Origin of the sequence: Crocosphaera sp. XPORK-15E, assembly GCF_034931425.1 — a bacterium.
Lineage (GTDB): Bacteria > Cyanobacteriota > Cyanobacteriia > Cyanobacteriales > Microcystaceae > UHCC-0190.
The window spans coordinates 78,567-99,989 of the sequence record NZ_JAYGHQ010000016.1; the positions used below are offsets into that span (position 1 = coordinate 78,567).

Below are 21,423 nucleotides of genomic sequence, written 5' to 3' on the forward strand. Positions count from 1 at the left end.
GAGGAAATCATGGCTAAGGATAAGGAACAAGGAATTAGGTGGCAATTTCTGGGGGAAGCTCAGGAATACTTAAATGCTTTAGAATCGGGTTTATTAGGGTTAGCTACCGATGGGGTTGATCGTCAAAAAATGGACGGAGCATTAAGGGCCGCCCATTCGATCAAAGGTGGGGCGGCCATGATGGGATTTCACACCCTATCAGACTTAGCTCACCGTTTAGAAGACTTTTTGAAAGTCCTTAAGGTGGGGGGTTCTCATCGGGTTGATCGAAGCTTAGAAAGCCTATTTTTAACCAGTATTGACCATCTGCGTCAGGTAGCTCAATGGAATCGTCAGGGGATAGATATTGACCGATCTTGGTTAGAAACCCAGGTTAACCCGGTGATGGCTGCTCTTTATGAGCGTTTGGGTGATCCTCAACCGGAAGATGCCACAAGCTTGTTATCAGAAGAAGCAGGGGAAGATATGGTCTTGCTGATGTTTCAAACGGAAGTAGAAGGCTGTTTGCAACGCTTAGAATCAGTGTTAGAGAACCCCCAACAGCCATGTTTACTGGAGGAATTTTTGATTGCGGCCCAAGAATTAGAAGGGTTGGGGCAAATGCTACAACTAGACGCATTTTCTGCTCTCTGTCAATCCATTATCCAGGGGTTAGAAACCCATCAGGAGCAAATTAAAACTATTGCCCCTTTAGGGTTACAAGCTTGGCGGCGATCGCAGGCCATGGTGATCATTGGACAGAGGGAAATGATGCCGACAGAACTCGATTTGTCCCATCTTTCCTCTATGCCAGCTATTGAAGATAATCTGTCACTCTCTCTCGCTGATGCAGAATCAGAAATCTGGGATAATAGCTTTGTAGATTTAGAAGATACGCCCTTATCCTTTGGGTTTCCCTCCTCTGGTTTTTTCTCCTCTGGTACTCCCCAACCTGTGTTTAGGGATGAGTCGCCACAACTTCCAGGAGAGACTACTTTACCTCTACCTTGGGAATTGGAACAGGAAACGGAAGAATTAAACATTCTCATGACCTCAGATGCCTTAAAATCCTATGTCACCACTGCCGAATTTACGGAGGAGGCCCAGGAATTTTTGGCCCAGTTAAACGCCGATGAAACCGAAACGGCCAACGACTTTATTATTCCCCCTTCTGTTGCGACTACAGAAGACATGGACAGAGAGGAAGAACAAGGGACAATTCGTGTCCCTATCAAGCAATTAGAAGCCCTCAGTGATTTGTTTGGGGAACTTACCATTGAACGCAATGGCTCAAATTTACAACTAAAACGCTTACGAAATCTCATTGAATTGTTAAGCGACAGAGTACAAACTTTAGAACAATCTAACGCCCATCTCAGAAACACTTATGAGCAAGTGGGAGAGCGATCGCCTGACAAAGATTCAACCCTTAAATCAGGGCAATTAAGCCTTCAAGACTTCGATCTGTTGGAAATGGATCGTTATAGTGATCTTCATGTCGCGTCCCAAGAAATGATGGATACAATGGTACAACTTCAGGAAGTAACTAGGGATCTTCAGACCAACTTAGACGAAACAGAAGGATCTTCACGGGCTTTTTCCCGCACCTTTAAATTAATGCAAACCACCATCACCCAATTGCGAATGCGTCCCATTGCTGATTTGGTGGGGCGTTTTCCCATGGGGTTACGACAAATGGCACTCCAATACGGTAAACAGGTGGATTTGAAAATTAAAGGGGGATCTACTTTGGTGGATCGAACCATTTTAGATGCTTTAAATGACCCCTTATTACATCTTTTACGCAATGCCTTTGATCATGGCATCGAAACCCCTAAAGTGCGTCAAGCAGCAGGAAAACCCGAAACCGGAACTATTGAAATTAGTGCCACTTATCGGGGAAATAAAACTATTATTACGGTTCAAGATGATGGGGCGGGGATTAATTTAGATAAAATCAGAGTTAAGGCCTTACAAATGGGGTTAGATCAGTCTGATCTCGCAGAAGCAACCAATAAAGAGTTATTAGATCTTATTTTTGAGCCAGGGTTTACTACTGCTGAGGCCGTGACAGACTTATCAGGCCGGGGTGTGGGTATGGATGTGGTACGCACTAACCTGCGTCAAATTCGGGGAGAAATTGCCGTGGCCACCAAACCAGGCCAAGGAACAAGCTTTGTCCTGACGGTTCCCTTTACTTTGTCAGTGATACGGGTATTATTGGTGGAAAGTGGCGGAATGCTGTTAGCTTTTCCTAATAGTGTGATTGAAGAAATGATTAGTCTTGACCCTGAAATGATGATGATGGGAACAGGACAAAATGTACTTAATTGGGATGGTCAGTTAGTTCCCCTGATTGCTTTAGGGCAACAATTGGATTTTGCTCGTTCTCATCCGATCGCCTTCACAGAAGGAATGCCTGTCATTGATCAACCTACCGTTTTAATGGTAGCTCAAGGTCATGATTTTGTGGGGATTCAGGTTGATCGCTATTGGGGTGAACAAGAAGTTACTATTCGTCAGGTGGAAGGGAATTTAGGAATGCCCCCTGGGTTTTCTGGTTGTACTATTTTAGGAGATGGTCGCGTCGTTCCTTTGGTAGATGCAACCGCTTTGTTACGTTGGATCAATGAGGAAAATCGTTCATCCTTGCGATCGCAACCTCAAAACCTGACGGACTTAGATCTGAGGTTGACTGATGCGATCGCTCCTATCATTATGATTGTGGATGATTCGATTAATGTGCGTCGTTTCTTGGCTTTAACCCTGGAAAAAGCGGGTTATCAGGTGGAACAAGCGAAAGATGGTCAAGATGCCTTAGAAAAGCTGCAAGGGGGTTTATCATCCAGGGTTCAATTGATTATTAGTGATCTTGAAATGCCCCGTCTTGATGGTTATGGCTTATTATCTCATCTAAAATCTGACTCCATGCTTAAATATGTTCCTGTGGTGATGTTAACTTCTCGTAGTGGGGATAAACATCGTCAACTAGCCATGAATTTAGGCGCGTCTGCTTATTTTTCTAAACCGTTTAAGGAAACTGAATTATTAGCCACTCTTGAACAGTTAATCAAAGCATCTTTAGTTAAGTAAGAAGTAAAAAGTAAAAAGTAAAAAATTTCTTACTTGTCACTTATTTTTATTCACATTAAGGTAAAAAATATGACAATTTACACTCCTCGTCGTTCTCGCCGTTTGGCTGAGCAAAAACTAGAAAAAACTCAACAAATGATTGCTTTTATCTTGGGTAAAGAATGGTTTGCTTTACCTATTGATGCAGTTCAAAAAGTCGTAACAATGGGCAAAGTTTATGGTGATCCTCAAGAGACAGGTATTAGTTTAACCCATTATCAAGACCAAGAATTATTAGTAATTGATGTTGCTCGTTGTATCTTTGGTATAACATCAATGTCCCCAGAGCAAACTATTAATGAACAACGTTTTTTATTAGTTATCCAAAATCAAGCCCATAAAATTGTCGGATTACCAATAGATTCGCCCCCATCTCTGCGTCGTATTCCTGCATCTGCATTTATGGCATTACCCGAAATTTATTTGACCCAAGGTAATATTAATTGTATTAGTTCTACCATGATTCAAGTTCCTAATCAAGAGCCTTTATTTTTGTTAGATGTTGATCAATTATCCATTATCAATTGACAATTGACAATTGACAATTGATAATTGGTTAATTTGGTTTAAAACCTCCTCTTTTAAGGGGAGAAATTAAAAAAATTTTCCTTATTTTCAATCCTCTACCTAAAAGGTAGAGGTAATTGTCAATTGTCCATTGTTCATTGTCAATTGTTGAACCATTATCTTAAAATCCATCATTTGATCCAGGTTTAGACATATATACAATATGTTTTTTATTCAATTGACGCAACCAAATTCCTCCAACAACGGCGATAGTTAATGATATAAATCCGGTCATAGATTGCAAGAGTAAAAAGCCACCTATCGCAAACATACTACCAAACATTAATAAAGTAGCTGCCACAACTTTTAGGAGATCAATTCTTAAATCTTGGGTTGATTTTAACCCTGTTTTATATTGTTGATGTCGCCAACCAATTCCCCCTGGACGAACCAGAGTATAGAAATTTAAGAGGGTTTCTTCATCTTCAGGCGGAGTTAAAAACATAACAGTTATCCATACCACCGCAGTCATAACAGAAATGCCTAATAACCGCCAACCAAAGTCAGGAAAAATATTATTAATTTCAGGATTAATTGTTGTAACCAAACCAATAACAAACCCTGCAATCATTGCTGATAACTCGGCTGCAGCATTAATGCGCCACCAAAACCAGCGTAAAATCAATACTAAGCCTGGCCCTGTTCCAATGGCAATTACTAAACGAAAAACTGTCGTAATATCCGTAGCATAAAAGGCAGCAATTGAGCCGAAAACTGTCACTAAAACTGATGATATTCTCACAGCATTGGTTAACTCAAAATCAGAAGCTTGAGGACGGAGAAAACGACGATAGAGATCATTAGTTAAATAAGAAGCCCCCCAGTTAATTGAGGTAGAAATCGTACTCATAAAAGCAGCAATTAATGAAGCCACAACTAAACCCAATAAAGCAGAGGGTAAATACTTTAACATCAGGGTTGGATAAGCCAATTCTGGGTCTTCTAACTTAGGTAATAAAACCATTGCAGCTAATGCCGTAATAATCCAGGGCCAAGTTCTAACAATGTAATGCAAAATATTAAAAAACCAAGTCGCTTTTTCCGCTTCTTTTTTAGCTGCTGCCTCCGTATCTCCTTTAACAGCTAACAGTCTTTGCACAAATTCACCACCCCCATCACTACGACGAAATGACCACCATTGCACAAACAAATAGGCCGAAAATGTCGTCGCTGTAATCCCTGCTGCATCATTCCAAGTAAACCCAAAACCCCCATTATTAGTAAGAGGAATAAAGGATAAAACATCAAAATCTGTTACCGCTTGAACCTTGGGAATTAATTGATGTATTCCTCCCACATCATGAAGGGCAATACCTGCTACAATCATCGCCCCCAATAAACCTAGAAAAAACTGAAAGAAATCTGTAATCACCACACCCCAAAGCCCCGAAAATCCGGTGTAAATGAGAACAAAGATACTCAAAAAAATCACCGTCCAAAGTTTCCCTGCTTCTCCAGGATTAAAACCTAAACTTTGCCATAATTGCAAGGCATCTACCACCTTAACCATCGCTAACATAGCGTATCCAATACCAATACAGTTGATGGGAACTGCAAATAAAAAGGCCTTTGTCGCCCGTAAAATGGCTGCCGTGTTGCCACCATAACGCAGTTCTGTTAATTCCGCATCAGTCACCACTTCAGAACGCCGCCAAAGCCCCGCAAAGATGTAAATTAAGACAATATGGGCAATACCAAAACTCCACCATTCCCAGTTCCCTGCAATGCCTCTAGTTGCCACCACACCACAAATATACAAGGGAGTATCAATAGAAAAAGTTGTGGCGGCCATACTGGTTCCCGCTAACCACCAAGGGAGGTTTCTTCCAGCCAAGAGGTTATCAACCAGACTTTTAGGTTCTTTTTCCTCCCCTGTAGTCGAGGGTTTGCTTTCTTTGTGAGACAAAAATAACCCCAACACCATTGTGGCGATGAGATAAATTACGATAATAATCCAATCAATCGGTTGCATAGTTTGAATTTTAAGTTATTTTAATTAAAGTTTGGTTGTGAGGATAGTCAGTGTTAAAAATTCAGTCGTCTAAACAGTGGGTGAGTCAGGTATCTCAAGTCAATGACTGGGTACTTCTGTGTTTATGGGTGTTTATTGGTAGCATTCTCCGGTTTACAAATTTAGCAGCTAAACCCCCTTGGACAGATGAATTTGCCACTATGGTGTTTAGCTTGGGGAATAATTTTACGTCAGTTCCTCTGAATCAGGTTATTTCATTGGATACCCTTTTGCAACCACTGCGTTTAAACGCTGACGCAAATATAGGGGATATTGTTTCTTTGTTATTACGAGAAGATAATCATCCGCCCCTTTATTTTGTCTTGGTTAATTTATGGGTGAAATTGTTTCCTTCTTCGGGGGAATATGTGGATGTTTGGGTAATGCGATCGCTACCTGCTTTATTAGGGGTTTTATCTATTCCTGCTGTTTATTTTTTGGCTAAAATTGCCTTTCGTTCCCGTCTTATTGCCCAAATTAGTGCGGCTTTAATGGCGGTTTCTTCCTATGGTATCTTTTTGGCACAAGAAGCGCGTCATTATACTTTAGCTATTTTGTTTGTGATTGCATCTTTAATCTGTTTAGTTGTTTCTTTGAGACATCTTTATCAGCAAACATTAATACCCTTATGGTTAGTTTTTTCTTGGATTTTGATCAATAGTTTGGGTTTATCAGTTCATTACTTTTTTTGCTTAACTTTGGTTGGAGAAGCCATCACATTAGGGATTTTAAGTTATTTCAAATTCCAACAAAATGTATCTGCTTCATTGCAACGTAATTTAATCCGTATTCTCTTAGTAATTGTGGGAACGACTACTACAGGTTTAATCTGGATGTTTGTGGTAATTCCCCAAGGATACGGTAATAATATGATTACTTGGATTCATCCTTTAAGTCATATTTTATATGCCATTAGTCCCCCATTCCAATTATTCGCGGTATGGGTTCCGATGATTTCTTTATTACCTGTAGAATCTGATTCTATTCCTGTTGTTATTCTGTCGGGTTTAATCTTACTGTTGTTTTTTATTTGGTTTATTCCTTATATCAACAGAGGAATTAAAACAGGAATGCAGTTAAATCAATTTCGTTTACCTTTGTTGATTTTGATGACATTCATTGCTGGAGTAATTAGTTTATTTCTCATCATTACTTATGTGATAGGACAAGATTTAACTCGTGCTGCTCGTTATAGTTTTACTTACTTCCCTGCTGTCATGGTTTTAGTTGGTGCAAGTTTAGGGATTTTGTGGAATGAAGTTAAACCAGAAAACATCATTTTACAACAGAAAAAAACATTAAATCCCCTAATTTTACTCCGCAAACTTTATGACAAATTAAACTCAAATGGTAAACTGGCTTTTACTGCTGTTTGGGTAATGGGATTTTTAGGAGCAATTACAGTTATGGTTAATTTGGGTTATCAAAAATATTATCGCCCAGAACAATTTATTTCTGTGATTAAAGAAACCGCATCTCAACCTGTTTTAATTGCTACGACTCATAAAAGTTTAGTCCAAACCGGAGAAATGATGGGTATAGGTTTAGAATTACACAATAAATCTGAATTAGAAAATATTTCATTTTTGCTGATTCATCAAGAGCAAGATAATTCCCCTGAAACAACAAAAATACTGCAACAAACAGTAGAAAATATATCTGATCCCCTAGAAGTTTGGACAGTTAATTTTAATGCACCCATTGACTTTAAAAATTGTACTGTTGATGTCAAAAACTATCCTTATATTGATGGTTATGGATATAAAAGATATATCTGTAATTGAGTAAATTTTATCAATTTTGTGTAGAGACGTTTCTTCAACAATTGACAATTACCTCTACCTTTTAGGTAGAGGATTGAAAATAAGGAAAAATTTTTTAATTTCTCCCCTTAAAAGAGGAGGTTTTAAACCAAATTAACCAATTGTCAATTGTCAATTGTCAATTGTCCATTGATAACATAATTTAGATTAGTAGGGTGGGCATTGCCCACTCTACTGACGACAATTAGGTTAAGGTTGGGGAAACTGTCGGTTATAAACCATGTCTTCTTTTTTCGTTTCAACTTTTAGGTTAGAACGAGGATAGGAGACACATAATAGGGCATAACCTTCTCCTTGCAACTCAGGAGATAACCCCATCCCTTCACTTTGATCAACCCTTCCCTCTAATAATTGTGCGGCGCAAGTGGTACAAACTCCCGCACTACAAGAAAAAGGCAAGTCAATGTTAGCCTCTTGGGCAGCAGCAAGCACTGTTTTATCGTAGGGAACTTCAATAGTGTAGGTTTCCCCTTCGTGATGAATTTCAACAGTATAAATATTTGACATAAGTCCCGTAACACTCGTTAACACTGATAAGCTTTCCTTGATCTAATGTATCCTGATTGGGCAACCCTTGGCTATTGTTAAGAAATATAGCTAAACTTAAAGCTTGATTGCAGTTTTCCTGATTTGCTGACAGAGAACCCCAAGAGAATGTTATTTTTGAGCAATGCTTAATTAATGCGTTTCAAAATTGCTATCGGAAAGGGTCTATGTACAAAAACAAGACGGATAAAGACTTAGTTGCTGCCGGGTTAACTGCTGCCTTGGGTGCAGGCATTGTCACATCTTTTGCAGTTGGACAGGGACAAGATCCCTTGATAGGATTAGGAATAACTGCGATCGCGGCTATTTGTGGGGTGATCTGTCATCAATTTGATATTATTTAATCACGGCAATACATTCAATTTCCACTAACACATCCTTGGGTAAGCGGGAAACCTCAACGCAGGCCCGGGCCGGGGCCGTTGCTTCGTCAAAATATTGGGCATAAACTTGATTCATTGGGACAAAATGCGCTAAATCCTGAAGAAAAACCGTTGTTTTGACTACATTTTCCCAAGTTGTGCCTGCTGCTTCTAAAATGGCTCCGATATTTTTCATAACTTGTTGGGTTTGTTGAGTAATGTCTTCTGATCCAACAATTTGTGATGTTTGGGGATCTAAGGGAATTTGGCCAGCAATGAATAAGAGTTGTCCCTGGGTGGCGATCGCTTGATTATAGGGGCCAACGGGGGCCGGTGCGTTTTCTGTACGGATAACTATTTTACTCATTAACAATATTTATGTTGCTTACCAGGCTTTATCTTATCATTCCTGCCTGTCTGATCGACCCTATAGGTAGGGGGAATTCATGAATTTACCCTACAAACAACAGCATATATTGATTATGATCGTATCTGGGCTGATTGCTCTTATTGTTTGATTTATAGATAAAAAAATGCGTTTGTTTAAAACTGTGGCAGGGTTACGGGCTTATTTATCCCCCCGACGAAACACCCAAAGCATCGGCCTAGTCCCCACTATGGGGGCTTTACATGAGGGCCATATTAGTTTAATTCGTCGGGCTATGGCAGAAATGGATCTGGTGGTGGTTAGTATTTTTGTTAATCCCCTGCAATTCGCTCCCCATGAAGATTTAGACAAGTATCCCCGTCAATTAGCCAAAGATTGTCAATATTGCGAAGAATTAGGCGTGACAGCTATCTTTGCCCCAACCCCTGAAGAAATGGGCATTGATGAGATGACAACGATAGTAAATCCTCCGCCTTCAATGCTTTCTCAATTGTGTGGCCCCTTACGGCCAGGACATTTTCAAGGGGTAGCAACCATTGTCACTAAACTTTTGAATATTGTCAGCCCCCAGGTGGCTTATTTTGGGGAAAAGGATGCTCAACAGTTGGCGATCATTCGTCAGTTAGTCACTGATTTAAAGTTACCAATTTTAATTAAAAGTTGTCCCATTATTCGGGAATCATCGGGCCTAGCTTATAGTTCTCGTAATCAATATCTTTCTGATGCAGAACGAGATCAAGCCTTAGTTTTATATTATAGTCTTCAGCAAGCAGAACAAGCCTTTAAACAAGGAGAAAGACAAGCTCAAGTCTTGATTAATTTGGTTCAGCAAAAATTAGCCTTCACCCCATTCGTTAAGGTGCAGTATGTGGCATTAGTTAACCCTGAAACCTTGAACCCGTTAGATACCATTGAAGAAGTAGGGTTATTGGCGATCGCCGCTTATGTGGGATCAACCCGTTTAATTGATAATGTTATGCTTAAGGTACGTCAACCGATTATCGCCATTGATGGGCCCGCCGGGGCAGGAAAATCAACCGTAACTCGTCGGGTAGCTCAAGCCCTTAATTTAACTTATTTGGATACAGGGGCCATGTATCGGGCGATCGCTTGGTTGGTGTTACAGTCTGGTATTGCCTTAGAAGATGAAAGTGCGATCGCTGAATTGGTGGCTCAGGCAACCTTAGAATTTCATAATCCTCCCCAAATTATAATTAATGGGGAGGATGTTACTCAAGCCATTCGTACCCCTGAAGTGACGGCCCTAGTCTCTCAAATTTCGGCTCAAGGGGCTGTGCGTAATCAGTTGGTTATGTATCAACAGGAAATGGGCAAACGAGGCGGTATTGTGGCTGAAGGGCGAGATATTGGCACTCATGTATTTCCTGATGCGGATGTAAAAATTTTCTTGACGGCCTCAGTACAAGAGCGAGCGAGACGACGCTTTTTAGATTTTCAGGCTCAAGGACAGGCTGAGATTAATTTAGCACAACTTGAACAAGAAATTGAACAAAGAGATTATCGAGATAGTCATCGTTTAATTGCCCCCCTTCGTCAAGCGATCGATGGCATTGAACTAAATACAGATGGGTTAACGATTCAAGAAGTTACTGATAAGATTATTGCTCTTTGTCAAGCTAAACTGCCTGAGTTAGAATTACTAAGATTTGCTGATTATAATGATTAGAAATGCTTAATTGTGTTTGAGCTTTAATCCTTTGAAAAGCTTCAGTGACGAGGGCTTACGGGAAACCCTGTATGGAAGATAGTAAATTCTCCCATGCTATTTTGAGAGCTTTAGGTTACAATCAAAAGGAATACCTATACTGAACTTTTAAATTGAGTTGACTTTTATGAAACCCGAAGACTTTCAAGTAATCTGGATTACATTGATTACTTCCCTTTTTTCCTTATTTCTTACCTTAAGCTTAGCTTAATTAAACCTTTCTTCTAAGTTAATTTAAGTTCATCCCCTGCACTGACGGCAGGGGATTTTTCTGAGATATTGCACCTAACTTGAAAACCCAGATTTTTACCAAATAGTAATTAATAATTATTAATTATTAATGCTTCATCAATCTGCTGATAAAGATGGGCTAAGGTAGAAGAATTATCTAAAATAAGATCAGCCATTTTAACTTTTTCTTCTAGGGGTAATTGACTATTAATGCGGGCGATCGCTTGCTTTTGAGTGAGATTATTTCGTTCTATCAACCGTCTTAGTTGCTGCTCAGATGAACAATAAACCACCCAAGTTTCTGTCACTAAATGAGTCAAATTTGATTCAAATAATAAGGGAATATCTAATAGGATAACGGGAGCATCAGATCCCTCAATTTCTTCTCGAAATCTTTGTCTAACATAAGGGTGAATTTGACTTTCTAACCATTGCTTTTCCCCTAAATCATTAAAAATAATTTCCCCTAACTTTTGACGATTTAATTCATGATTCTCTAAACAAATTATCTCTCCATATCGCTTGATAATTGCTTGAAAAATTGGAGAATTGACGTTAACCGCTTCTCTGGCATAAATATCCGCATCAAAAACGGGTAAATGATAAGTATCGACTAAATAGCGGGATACAGTTGTTTTTCCTGTGGCAATACCACCCGTTAACCCAATCAGACGTTTTGAGGTTTTTTCCATGTCAGGCAAATCAAAAAATCTGATGACAATTTCGAGAAAAATTGCAGAGATCTGAGCAAACTTAGCTACCCTAGAAGAAATTAGTTAGTGACAAAACAATCCGATGAAGATGTTAATGTGTCCCAAATGTGGGGGAGAACTTCAAACAATTATCTATGAAGATATAGAAGTTGATCGCTGTTGTCAATGTGCGGGAATTTGGTTTGACTCATCAGAAGCTGAAGAATTAAAGCGTCGTAAGGGTTCCGAAAATATTGATATTGGTAAACTTAACTGGGAAAATCATCAAGAAGCTTTAGATGCTCAAATTCCTTGTCCTCGTTGCGGAATTTCTATGATCAAAATGCTTGATCTCGATAAACATCCGATTTGGTATGAAACCTGCAGTCAATGTCAAGGAATATGGTTTGATGCTGGAGAATTTAAGAAATATAAAGACAATTTCCCCAAGCAAGGGTTACTGTCTAAAGCGATCAAAGCTTTTCGCTTGAAAAAATAAATCAAAGGCGATACTTAATAATAAATTTATCAAGCATCGCCCTAGTTTACCAATAATTAAGTTTTGCTCTTGTCACTAAATCCTCTAACTCCCTGACAACACAGACCTTACCACAAACCTTGGACGGGTTCAGGAGCGGGGGCAGGGGTGATGACAGCGGTGCTAGGTTTTAAAGGAGGTAAACTTACGTCAGGACGACCCCAATCGAGGGCTGTACGTTCAACTAAGGCAACTTCCCGTAGGTCTAAACGAGAAACCCACTGTGGCATAGCATAGGCTTGATAAACTTCTAGGTCTTGCTTCTTATCACTAACAATGACCCATTTACCATCTACTTCTTTCATGATGACATCAGCACCAGCCACTAAAGTTGGCCATTGACCAGGCATCCGAGTGCTTACCTTGTAAACATCCCGTTCACCTGTGGTGAAGCCAACATTATAAGTCATGGTGATGTGAGAGGGAGAAATGATTTGCACTTGAGCAATATCTCCCGTAACACCACGAATCCGACCAATGGCATAGTCTTCAAATTTGAATTTTAACCAATCTGCCCGATAAACTTCGATGGGATCTTCTAATACATGGCCACGTAACTGAGCAACGAGTACCTCGCCATTGGCGGGTTCTGCTTGAGCGGGGGCAATGCTAGATAAGGATAAGCCGAGGGCTAATCCAGCTAATATGTGTGAGTGCTTAATAAACACGATAACCTCACTCCAACCTTAATGGGTAAATTATCCTTTGACACTTTTCAGTGTAGTTTAGTTCCCAAGCAGACCCTCGGAAATTTAACTATAGCTTTATAAGTGTTAAGATGATTGAGAAAAGCAATGGAATTTACGGATTGACTATATTCCGCAGGGCAGTTAAAGGAAAAGAATGTCTAATTCTTCTTCGGGTTCATTCATTTCTTGCAAGGTTTGCCATCCAGGTTGCCATAAAGCACGATCTTTAAATTGTTGAGCATTGATCCAAAAACGCACTTCAGGATCACAAGATGCTACCATTTCAGCAAATACCCATTGTCCTTGATTTTTACGATTAATGACTTGAAAATGTCGCCATCCCCAAGTTTTCTGTCTAGCTGTCCATTTTGAGCCTAATAGGTGAGGAAATTTGAGTTTTTTAGCCATATTCTTGCAAATTAGTAACAATGAATTTTTGATAGTTTAGAAAACTACTTGGAACAGCAATAATCTTAAGAAATTTAGGAAGAATAACCTATTTATACAAAATTGATATATTATCAGACATTATATCAATAAATTGCAGATTGAGATAAGTTTTTCATGAGTGAATTAGAATTAGTTGATGAAGAACAAAGAGAACAATTAGGCAGTAAAACCCAATCTATTTTATCATGGTTAGGGGTTCTTGTTTTAGTTTATTTATTAATTACAGCCGTTAGTTTAATTAGTTTAGGATTTAAGTCAATAGCAGGGGAACAAGCGAAAGAATTATTTGCCTTTGCGACTAATCCTTTTGCGGCGTTAATTGTGGGAACCCTTGCTACGGCTTTAATTCAATCTTCGAGTACAGTTACGTCTATTATAGTGGGTTTAGTGGCTGGTGGTTTACCTATTACGGTTGCTGTCCCGATGATTATGGGATCAAATATTGGGACAACTATCACCAATACTTTAGTAAGTTTAGGTCATATTCATAGCAAAGAAGAATTTAAAAAAGCTTTTGCTGCTGCCACTATTCATGACTTTTTTAACCTAGTTAGTGTGATTATTTTCTTGCCTTTAGAAATTACAACTCACTTTTTAGAAAAAACAGCATTATTATTGTCTGATTTTTTTATTGGTGGCGAAGCAATTAACCTAGATAAATTTAATTTTGTTCAGATAATAACCCTTCCTCTGGTTAGTTTTATTGAAAGATTAACCAGAATATTTCCTAAACCTTTTGATGGAATAGGATTGATTGTTATTGGAATTATTTTGATATTTATTGCTATTTTTTATATAGGAAAGCTCCTTAAATTATTAATGGTTGGACAAGCAAAAGTAATGTTGAGAATGGCCATGGGGAGAGGGCCAATTACTGGAATTTTTGCCGGAACACTTGTCACAATTTTAGTACAATCTTCATCAACCACCACCAGTCTAATTGTTCCTTTAGCGGGGACAGGTTTACTCACTTTAGAACAAGTTTATCCCTTTACATTAGGGGCTAATATTGGAACTTGTATTACTGCCTTATTAGCAGCAACTGCAGTGACAACTAATCAAATTGCCGCCCTAGAAATTGCCCTAGTGCATTTACTTTATAATGTAATTGGTGTAATCATTATTTATGGTATTCCTTGGTTAAGAAATCTGCCCATTTTAGGGGCAACAACCTTAGCAAACCTATCGAGTGAAAGGAAATATTTGGCCTTTATTTATATTATTTTTGTTTTCTTTTTAATTCCTGGTTTATTACTAGGAATTACCTACAGATGATGCCTGTAGGGGATAGTGTAAGCTAATACGCATTTAAAATGCGTATTAGCAAGGCAAAAGGCAATGGTTCGACAAGCGGTTATCGAGCGGAGTCGAGACTTGTACTGAGCTTGGTCGAAGTATGCACCAACCAAGCAAAAAGCTTTCATGAAAGAGGGTTGTAGCTGTTTCCTTCAATTTAACAAATAAGCAGTTTAAAGGCACAACAGCTTAGCTATTATTAATGATGACAACTTTCAACCGATGACTTGATAACCATTGAAGATATCTACCAAATTTTTAAAGCTTCTCTGGCAGAATTACAACGTCAGGGGATACTGTCTACAGGTTACTTGTAGGGGTTTAACACTGTTAAACCCATCAAAATGTTAAACCCATCTCTAACCGCTGTTGTTTTACTGGGTTTATGTCTACAGAAATTGTCTATAAAGTTGTCTATCAGCAGCGATCGCAAATAAATTGGGACTAAAGCAAGGATATCACTAGCAACGACACTGCCACTTCATACAAGAAAACAGATCGGCTAATGCAAAGTCCTGGTAATTTTTTCATGATTCTTTATTAGTTGGGTCATAATGAAACTGGGAATGATCTCAAAGTTTCAAAAAAAGGAGAAGTCAATTATGATTCTTCATCACCACTCATTAAGATAACGACTTCTCCCCAAAAACAATGACCCCTCACACTCAACATACTGCATCTGAAAGATAACTTTTAGAAACAGGTGTTAATCGAAGGCCGTAAGGTTATCGTGCTTGTTAGACTGCGTTTTGCCTGTAATACCAATTTAGCCTTGAAAATTGAGAATGTCAGTCCCATACAAAAGGGAAACTTGGGCTTAATTTAGGGAAAGTTAGACGAAAAAAGTAGAAACAAAGGGAAGTAATGAGACAGTTCACTTCGGCGGTAAGCTAAAATTAGAAGGGTTCTTTTCTCAATCCAGATTTACCACCTACTGTATACCAATATTCCCATTGTCCACCCTTAACGGTAGACCAATCATTTAAGTCAAAATAACCACTGCCTTCTGGAGTTCCAGGAATGCGGTAAACTTTCACTGCTTTGCCTGAGTTATTCCAAATCAGTGGCCAACCTGGTTCCATTTGCTCAGGTAAGACTCCATTAGTCTGTAAAAAGTAAGCATCTTGTCCGATATTAGTTCCATTGCCAAAAACCTTAGCAATACCCCGCTCATCAATGGCCACAAAGGCCCCTTCTTCTAAGCCAATAGCATAATGATTTAGTTGATTATTGTCTTCATAAATGACCTTGGCTAGTAGGCCTAATAGCCTTCCATATCTAGTTTCAGGGTTCTTCCGATTGATACGATCTAAATGAGTGTCTGTAATTACCCGATTAAGGTAAGGTACTTGCAGAAAGTCGCTTCGATGAATATGTTCAGTGTTGTAGTGGAAAGGATCGTCAAGAATTTCTGAACTGAGGATTCCTTGATGATCGGGAGCATAATAATAATCTCCCAAAATAGCCATACCAGCACTGGTACCAGTTATGGGGATTTTCTTTTCATTAATTAAATAATTGAGAGCATCCTCTGTCTTGGTTCCTTCCCAATATTCTTGATAAGCATTTTGATCTCCTCCGGCGATAAATAGGGCATCAGCTTCCCGAATATATTCGACAACTTTGGGGTTATTGGCCGCTTCACGACCATCAATAGAAAGTTCCGCGGATGAATGAATCCAATCTCGATAATATCGGCAAATCCAGTCAGCTTGTTTTCCTATCCCACCAACCCGCAGCACTAAATATTTACCCCCTTTGGCCCGTTCCAGAAACCATTGAGTTGATTCATGTTCACCCGATTTGCTCCCTTCTGCTCCCCCAATCAGTAAACAGCCTGGTTGAGAACTGATTGAGACAGAATTGCTACTTCCACAAGCTAAATAATAATCAAAATCAGATGGACTTCCCATAATTAGCAACCCTCCTATCTTTATTTATTAAATATCTTATACCAAAATAGCTATCTCAAGATTTTTTAAGTTTCCCTAAAATCAACTAAAATATGCTATAGCAAATGGCTTATTTGAAAAATCTAGATTTCAAAAATCAATTCTTCTGGTTGCTGACAAATATTCAGATTATCCCCTACAATCGTACTAAAATTAGTTTTTCCCCTAGTCCTTCATCGACAACGGCCCCATGTTACTTTCCCTATCAAACGCTTTTATTAAAAGACCCGTTTTAAGTACCGTCTGCACCATTGTTATTGTGCTGTTGGGAACTATCTCTATGGCCCTGTTGCCCTTGGATAAGTTGCCCGAAATTGCGCCGAAAAAGGTAGCTGTAACGGCCAATTATATTGGGGCAGATGCTAAAACGACTGAAGATAACGTTACCACTGTGTTAGAACGGGAAATCAACGGAACCGAACAAGTTAGATGGATTGACTCTTTTACCGATAATACGGGGAATGTTTCCGTTAACGTCACCTTTCCGACAGAAATTGATCGGAATACGGCGCAGGTACTTGTCCAAAACCGAGTTTCCCAAGCCCAATCTACCTTACCCTCGGTAGTTAACCAAGCAGGGATCAGAACTAATACCCAATCCCCTAGTTTAACCCTAGTTTATGGGTTTTATGCAGAAAAGGGGCCCGATGGCCAACCCCTTTATGACACAACCTTCATCTATAACTACGTTGAACGCTATCTCTGGAATGAAATGCAAGGGTTGCCGGGGGTCGGTTCAGTCGCCCTATTTGGTGGGGCCAAATATGCCATGCGAATTTGGCTAGACCCTGATAAATTGGCAGCTAGAGGACTCACTGCGTTAGATGTGGTTGGGGTGATTAATGAACAAAATTTTGAGGTAGGAATCGGAAGAATTGGGCAACAACCGGCCCCCAAGGAACAGCAGTTTGAATTGCCATTGCGGGCAGTGGGACGGTTTACCAATGTTGACGAAGCAGAAAATATGGTGGTAAAAGTAGGAGAGAATGGCACATTAATCCGCATTCGGGATGTGGGTTATGCTGAACTGGGGATGGAGAACTATGACACCTTGGTGGATGTGGATGGTTATCCTGGGGTGGCTTTTTTAATCTATCAATTACCGGGTAGTAATGCTTTAGAAACCGCCGAAGCGGCCAAGACGAAAATGGCGGAATTACAGCCAAATTTTCCCCCTGGATTAAAAGTAATCGTGGGTTTAGATAACACCCTGTTTGTCAATGCCTCCCTCAATGATTTAACTATTACCTTAATTCAGGCGATCGCTTTAGTTGTGCTGGTGATCTTTGTCTTTCTTCAAGATTGGCGTACTACAGTTATTCCTGGTATTGCCATTCCCGTTGCGTTAGTAGGGGCAATGATTGGTTTAAATGCCTTTGGGTTTACACTCAACCAGTTAAGTCTGTTTGCCTGTGTGTTAGCGACAGGGTTAGTGGTGGATGATGGGATCGTAATTGTGGAAGCGGTTTCGAGTAAGTTAGCCCAAGGAATGCGCCCCATGCAAGCCGCGATGGACTCCATGGATGAATTATTTGGGGCAACAATTTCCACCTCGGTGGTGTTGATGGCGGTATTTATTCCCGTTACATTTTTTCCTGGAACAACAGGTATTGTCTATCGTCAGTTTGCCTTAACCATCATCTTTGCGGTTATCTTTTCTACTTTCAACGCCTTAACCTTCTCTCCTACTATGGCGGCCATTTTATTGGGGCCACCGGAAGAACAACATGGCCCCTTAGCCCTGTTTTTTCGCTGGTTTAACCGAGGGTTTGATCTGATTCGGGAAGGGTATCGTCGTTTTATTAATTTCCTCACCCACATCCGAATTATCGTCATGGCGGTGTTCATTGGCGGATTAATTGCGACTTGGTGGATTTATACCACAATGGCATCAGGATTTATCCCAGCAGAGGATCAAGGCTATTTCTTTGGCATTACAGACGCACCTCCTGGAGTTTCTCTGAACTACACCTACAAAATTGCGCAACAAACCACGAATATTATTCAAAATATGGAAAATGCCGATCAGGTGTTAGATCATGTAATCAACCTGACTGGATTTTCCTTTGAGGGCAGAAATGCCAATAAATCTCTCACCTTTGTTAAGTTAAGACCTTGGGAAGAACGCCCCGGCCCCCAAAAGTCAGCCTTTGGTATTATTCAAAATCTTAATCGCGCTTTTGCTCAACAAATATCAGGGGCGAGAGTTTTTGCCACCAATGCACCCCCTGTGGATGGTTTAAGTAATTTTGATGGCTCAGAAATCTTTATTCAAGACCGTCAATTAAAGGGCATGACGGCGTTAGTTGATAATACTCAACGGGTAATGGCAGCGGCCAATCAACGACCAGAAATTGGCTTAACCTTTACGACTTTTACCTTTAATAGTCCTTTGATCACCATGTCTATTGATCGAGAAAAAGCTAAAGCCCAAAATATTGCCATTGATGACATTTTAAGAACATTACAAACTTATCTCGGCTCAAATTTTGTTAACCAATTTGTGTTTGAAGGCCGTCTCTATCGGGTTCTTGCTCAAGCACAAGCTGCTGATCGGGCCAACCCTGATGATATTGGCCGGTTATATGTGCGATCACGGGATGGAGCAATCGTACAACTTAGTAGCATCGTCACCACTAAAACAACAACCTATCCACCTATTCTGACCCGTTTTAAAACCTATCCTGCTATTAAATTAATTGCTTCTCCTGCCCCTGGTTATAGTTCAGGACAGGTCATTCAAACAATGGAAGAGGTGGCAAATGAGGTGCTACAACCAGGGTTTGGTTATGAATGGACTAACACCGCAGCAGAGGAAAAAAGCTCTGGGGGTGCGGCTCCTATCGTGTTTGGTTTAGCATTTGTCATGGTGTTTTTGGTCTTAGCTGCCCAATATGAAAGCTATATTGACCCCACCATCATCTTATTGACGGTTCCTTTGGCTATTTTGGGCGCGTTGGGCATGATTTGGTTACGGGTGGCTTTTGTGCAAACGGCTCCTTTTAACCCTGGAAACGGCATCTGGCCCATTTTAAATAATAATATGTATGCTCAGGTGGCGTTGGTGATGTTGATTGGTTTAGCGGCTAAAAATGCCATTCTAATCGTGGAATTTGCTAACCAGGCTCGTGATTTAGGCATGACCATTACTCAAGCTGCAATTACCGCCTCTGAACAGCGTTTACGCCCCATTTTAATGACGGCGGTTTCCTCATTAGTGGGGTTTGCTCCCCTGTTAAGTGCTTCGAGTGTAGGAGCAGTCAGTCGTTGGTCTTTGGGAACAGCAATTTTTGGGGGTTTGGCCTTAGCAACGGTGTTAAGTTTGGTGTTAGTTCCCATTCTCTATATTGTGATTAAAAACTTTGAAAAATATATTCTTGAAGGAGGTCAAAAACCGCCAAAATCTCCTGGTGGTGGTGGCGGAGGAAAAGGTAAAAAATCCCCTCCTACTCAACCCCAAAAAGAAGAAGAACCCACCCCGATTTTTAGGACATCTTCTGAACATGATTGATCAATGGACAATTGACAATTGACAATTGACAATTGACAATTGGTTAATTTGGTTTAAAACCTCCTCTTTTAAGGGGAGAAATTAAAAAATTTTTCCTTATTTTCAATCCTCTACCTTTTAGGTAGAGGTAATTGTCAATTGTCCATTGTTCATTGTCAATTGTTGAAGTAAATAGATAATAAAACATCAATTTGAAAATGTTACAGCGAAGCTGTTCCCGTTCCTTGAAACATTAACCAAGACAAAAAGAAATTAACCACAAATACCGCCAATAAAGAAGTTACCACCGCCGTTGTGGTAGACTGGCCCACACCCTTTGCTCCCCCTGTAGTTGTGAGTCCCCAACTACACCCAATAACTGCAATTAAGCCACCAAAAGCAATCGATTTAATAATGGATGTTACCAAATCCCAAAGCTCAAGAAAATTCTGTGCTGACGTTAAGAAAACTTGAGGAGAAATATCATATAATCCGTCAGAAATTAAAAGTCCCCCACCCATTCCAGTGAGCAAAGAAAGAATATTTAAAACAGGTAACATAATACAACAAGCAAGAACACGAGGCACCACTAAATAATCAATAGGGTCAGTTTTTAGCATATAAAGCGCGTCAATTTGTTCTGTCACCCGCATTGTCCCAATTTCCGCCGCAAAAGCCGAACCCACCCTTCCGGCCACCACCACGGCTGTTAAAACAGGGGCTAATTCCCTAGTTAATGCCAAAGACAAAACTCCCCCAACGGTAGACGCTGCCCCAAAATGGATAAATTCTCTGGCCACTTGAATAGTAAACACCATGCCAACAAATCCCGATGTAACTAAAGCAATAGTTAAAGATTCTGGCCCCACAATACTCATTTGTTCCAGGGTATTACGTCGATGTATCCTAGTTTTTAGGAGATGAAAAAATACCTGGCCACCTAAAAGTATAGCCGCCAATAATCGCTCAAACCAGATACCAAGACCTCGTCGGGAATGGCTAGAATTTGTCATTGTGCCTCATCATCCATCAATACTCCTAGTTATCTGCCCCAAAATACTTCTTTCAATATAGACGGTTTCGCTCACGGGACTTTCTGAATTTCATCTGTCCCTCATTCTACAGCATTTGAGCTTTAATTTTGAGGGTTTGCGGAGGGGATTGGTGCGTTATATTTCATTAACGCACCCTACAAGATCAGCGTTGCCGAAGGCACTGCGGAGCAGACCGCACTATCTAAATGCCTCAATTTGATCTAGATAAAGGCAGGTTTTCATCCAATAAAAATCCATTCATGCGACTTTTCGGATTTCATAATGATTTGCCATTAATTTTGTAGCAAATTGGAGACAGGCATAAATATCTTCTCTTGAGAGGGAAGGATATTCTTCTAGGATTTCTTCAATGGAATCTCCTGCTGCCAAAAACTCCATAACGGTTTGTACGGAAATTCTTGTTCCAGCGATAATAGGTTTTCCGTTGCAAATATCTGGATCAATAGTGATAGAACTTTTCATATAGTTTTCCTCATTTTGATTGAATAATAATGGA

The 21,423-nt window shown here is 39.9% G+C and carries 17 protein-coding genes; 8 read left to right on the forward strand and 9 right to left on the reverse strand.

The annotated features are described in order from the left end of the window. Positions 1-9: 9 nt before the first annotated feature. Complete coding sequence (locus VB691_RS17885) at positions 10-3,072, forward strand: hybrid sensor histidine kinase/response regulator (protein WP_323292877.1); 3,063 nt, start codon at positions 10-12, stop codon at positions 3,070-3,072. Between the two features lie 69 nt (positions 3,073-3,141). Next, positions 3,142-3,639, forward strand: coding sequence for a chemotaxis protein CheW (locus VB691_RS17890; RefSeq protein ID WP_323292878.1), 498 nt, complete (start codon positions 3,142-3,144; stop codon positions 3,637-3,639). Between the two features lie 160 nt (positions 3,640-3,799). Here VB691_RS17890 and VB691_RS17895 read toward each other — a convergent pair whose 3' ends face one another. Further along, positions 3,800-5,650, reverse strand: coding sequence for a sodium:solute symporter family protein (locus tag VB691_RS17895; RefSeq protein WP_323292879.1), 1,851 nt, complete (start codon positions 5,648-5,650; stop codon positions 3,800-3,802). A 50-nt stretch (positions 5,651-5,700) separates the two neighbouring features. Here VB691_RS17895 and VB691_RS17900 point away from each other — a divergent pair, with 50 nt between their 5' ends. Beyond that, complete coding sequence (locus tag VB691_RS17900) at positions 5,701-7,473, forward strand: glycosyltransferase family 39 protein (protein ID WP_323292880.1); 1,773 nt, start codon at positions 5,701-5,703, stop codon at positions 7,471-7,473. 228 nt (positions 7,474-7,701) lie between these two features. Here VB691_RS17900 and VB691_RS17905 read toward each other — a convergent pair whose 3' ends face one another. Beyond that, on the reverse strand, positions 7,702-8,019 hold the full coding sequence (locus VB691_RS17905) for a 2Fe-2S iron-sulfur cluster-binding protein (protein ID WP_323293034.1): 318 nt from the start codon (positions 8,017-8,019) through the stop codon (positions 7,702-7,704). Between the two features lie 206 nt (positions 8,020-8,225). Here VB691_RS17905 and VB691_RS17910 point away from each other — a divergent pair, with 206 nt between their 5' ends. Continuing rightward, positions 8,226-8,402: a hypothetical protein gene (locus VB691_RS17910; protein WP_323292881.1), complete on the forward strand. Its 177-nt coding sequence runs from the start codon at positions 8,226-8,228 to the stop codon at positions 8,400-8,402. Here the strand turns inward: VB691_RS17910 and VB691_RS17915 are convergent. After that, entirely contained in the window at positions 8,395-8,787 is a 393-nt protein-coding gene (locus VB691_RS17915; RefSeq protein ID WP_323292882.1) for a RidA family protein, read from the reverse strand. The genes VB691_RS17910 and VB691_RS17915 overlap by 8 nt on opposite strands. Positions 8,788-8,953: 166 nt before the next feature. On the opposite strand from VB691_RS17915, the gene VB691_RS17920 reads away from it, so the two are divergent. Next, positions 8,954-10,495 carry a bifunctional pantoate--beta-alanine ligase/(d)CMP kinase gene (locus VB691_RS17920; RefSeq protein WP_323292883.1) on the forward strand — a complete coding sequence of 514 codons (1,542 nt, stop codon included), beginning with the start codon at positions 8,954-8,956 and terminating at the stop codon, positions 10,493-10,495. A 359-nt stretch (positions 10,496-10,854) separates the two neighbouring features. On the opposite strand, the gene coaE is transcribed toward VB691_RS17920, so the two are convergent. Further along, the gene (gene coaE, locus VB691_RS17925) at positions 10,855-11,457 is read right to left on the reverse strand and encodes a dephospho-CoA kinase (RefSeq protein ID WP_323292884.1); all 603 of its coding nucleotides are present in this window, start codon (positions 11,455-11,457) and stop codon (positions 10,855-10,857) included. Between the two features lie 103 nt (positions 11,458-11,560). Here coaE and VB691_RS17930 point away from each other — a divergent pair, with 103 nt between their 5' ends. Next, positions 11,561-11,956, forward strand: coding sequence for a zf-TFIIB domain-containing protein (locus VB691_RS17930; RefSeq protein ID WP_323292885.1), 396 nt, complete (start codon positions 11,561-11,563; stop codon positions 11,954-11,956). Between the two features lie 107 nt (positions 11,957-12,063). Here the strand turns inward: VB691_RS17930 and VB691_RS17935 are convergent, their stop codons facing one another. Together VB691_RS17935 and VB691_RS17940 are read right to left on the reverse strand one after the other, a co-directional pair. Beyond that, positions 12,064-12,657, reverse strand: coding sequence for a hypothetical protein (locus VB691_RS17935; protein WP_323293035.1), 594 nt, complete (start codon positions 12,655-12,657; stop codon positions 12,064-12,066). A 168-nt stretch (positions 12,658-12,825) separates the two neighbouring features. Then, a complete protein-coding gene (locus VB691_RS17940) occupies positions 12,826-13,092 on the reverse strand; it encodes a TIGR02450 family Trp-rich protein (RefSeq protein ID WP_323292886.1) in 267 nt (88 codons plus the stop codon). Positions 13,093-13,248: 156 nt separating this feature from the next. On the opposite strand from VB691_RS17940, the gene VB691_RS17945 reads away from it, so the two are divergent. Then, positions 13,249-14,409, forward strand: coding sequence for a Na/Pi symporter (locus VB691_RS17945; protein WP_323292887.1), 1,161 nt, complete (start codon positions 13,249-13,251; stop codon positions 14,407-14,409). Between the two features lie 917 nt (positions 14,410-15,326). On the opposite strand, the gene VB691_RS17950 is transcribed toward VB691_RS17945, so the two are convergent. Beyond that, positions 15,327-16,343 carry a cyanophycinase gene (locus VB691_RS17950; protein WP_323292888.1) on the reverse strand — a complete coding sequence of 339 codons (1,017 nt, stop codon included), beginning with the start codon at positions 16,341-16,343 and terminating at the stop codon, positions 15,327-15,329. 229 nt (positions 16,344-16,572) lie between these two features. Here VB691_RS17950 and VB691_RS17955 point away from each other — a divergent pair, with 229 nt between their 5' ends. After that, positions 16,573-19,893, forward strand: a complete 3,321-nt coding sequence (locus VB691_RS17955; RefSeq protein WP_323292889.1) for an efflux RND transporter permease subunit — start codon at positions 16,573-16,575, stop codon at positions 19,891-19,893. A 200-nt stretch (positions 19,894-20,093) separates the two neighbouring features. Here VB691_RS17955 and VB691_RS17960 read toward each other — a convergent pair whose 3' ends face one another. Both VB691_RS17960 and VB691_RS17965 read right to left on the reverse strand, forming a co-directional pair. Next, positions 20,094-20,885 (reverse strand): MlaE family lipid ABC transporter permease subunit, encoded by a 792-nt coding sequence (locus VB691_RS17960; RefSeq protein ID WP_323292890.1) that lies wholly within the window; start codon positions 20,883-20,885, stop codon positions 20,094-20,096. A 279-nt stretch (positions 20,886-21,164) separates the two neighbouring features. Further along, the gene (locus VB691_RS17965) at positions 21,165-21,389 is read right to left on the reverse strand and encodes a DUF433 domain-containing protein (RefSeq protein WP_323292891.1); all 225 of its coding nucleotides are present in this window, start codon (positions 21,387-21,389) and stop codon (positions 21,165-21,167) included. Positions 21,390-21,423 lie beyond the last annotated feature (34 nt).

What these genes read in the sequence shown, in the direction of transcription:
- VB691_RS17885 (WP_323292877.1), top strand. Translation starts at nt 10, where the DNA reads ATGGCTAAGGATAAGGAACAAGGAATTAGGTGGCAATTTCTGGGGGAA.
- VB691_RS17890 (WP_323292878.1), top strand. Translation starts at nt 3,142, where the DNA reads ATGACAATTTACACTCCTCGTCGTTCTCGCCGTTTGGCTGAGCAAAAA.
- VB691_RS17895 (WP_323292879.1), bottom strand. Translation starts at nt 5,650, where the DNA reads ATGCAACCGATTGATTGGATTATTATCGTAATTTATCTCATCGCCACA.
- VB691_RS17905 (WP_323293034.1), bottom strand. Translation starts at nt 8,019, where the DNA reads ATGTCAAATATTTATACTGTTGAAATTCATCACGAAGGGGAAACCTAC.
- VB691_RS17910 (WP_323292881.1), top strand. Translation starts at nt 8,226, where the DNA reads ATGTACAAAAACAAGACGGATAAAGACTTAGTTGCTGCCGGGTTAACT.
- VB691_RS17915 (WP_323292882.1), bottom strand. Translation starts at nt 8,787, where the DNA reads ATGAGTAAAATAGTTATCCGTACAGAAAACGCACCGGCCCCCGTTGGC.
- VB691_RS17920 (WP_323292883.1), top strand. Translation starts at nt 8,954, where the DNA reads ATGCGTTTGTTTAAAACTGTGGCAGGGTTACGGGCTTATTTATCCCCC.
- coaE (WP_323292884.1), bottom strand. Translation starts at nt 11,457, where the DNA reads ATGGAAAAAACCTCAAAACGTCTGATTGGGTTAACGGGTGGTATTGCC.
- VB691_RS17930 (WP_323292885.1), top strand. Translation starts at nt 11,561, where the DNA reads ATGAAGATGTTAATGTGTCCCAAATGTGGGGGAGAACTTCAAACAATT.
- VB691_RS17940 (WP_323292886.1), bottom strand. Translation starts at nt 13,092, where the DNA reads ATGGCTAAAAAACTCAAATTTCCTCACCTATTAGGCTCAAAATGGACA.
- VB691_RS17945 (WP_323292887.1), top strand. Translation starts at nt 13,249, where the DNA reads ATGAGTGAATTAGAATTAGTTGATGAAGAACAAAGAGAACAATTAGGC.
- VB691_RS17950 (WP_323292888.1), bottom strand. Translation starts at nt 16,343, where the DNA reads ATGGGAAGTCCATCTGATTTTGATTATTATTTAGCTTGTGGAAGTAGC.
- VB691_RS17955 (WP_323292889.1), top strand. Translation starts at nt 16,573, where the DNA reads ATGTTACTTTCCCTATCAAACGCTTTTATTAAAAGACCCGTTTTAAGT.
- VB691_RS17960 (WP_323292890.1), bottom strand. Translation starts at nt 20,885, where the DNA reads ATGACAAATTCTAGCCATTCCCGACGAGGTCTTGGTATCTGGTTTGAG.
- VB691_RS17965 (WP_323292891.1), bottom strand. Translation starts at nt 21,389, where the DNA reads ATGAAAAGTTCTATCACTATTGATCCAGATATTTGCAACGGAAAACCT.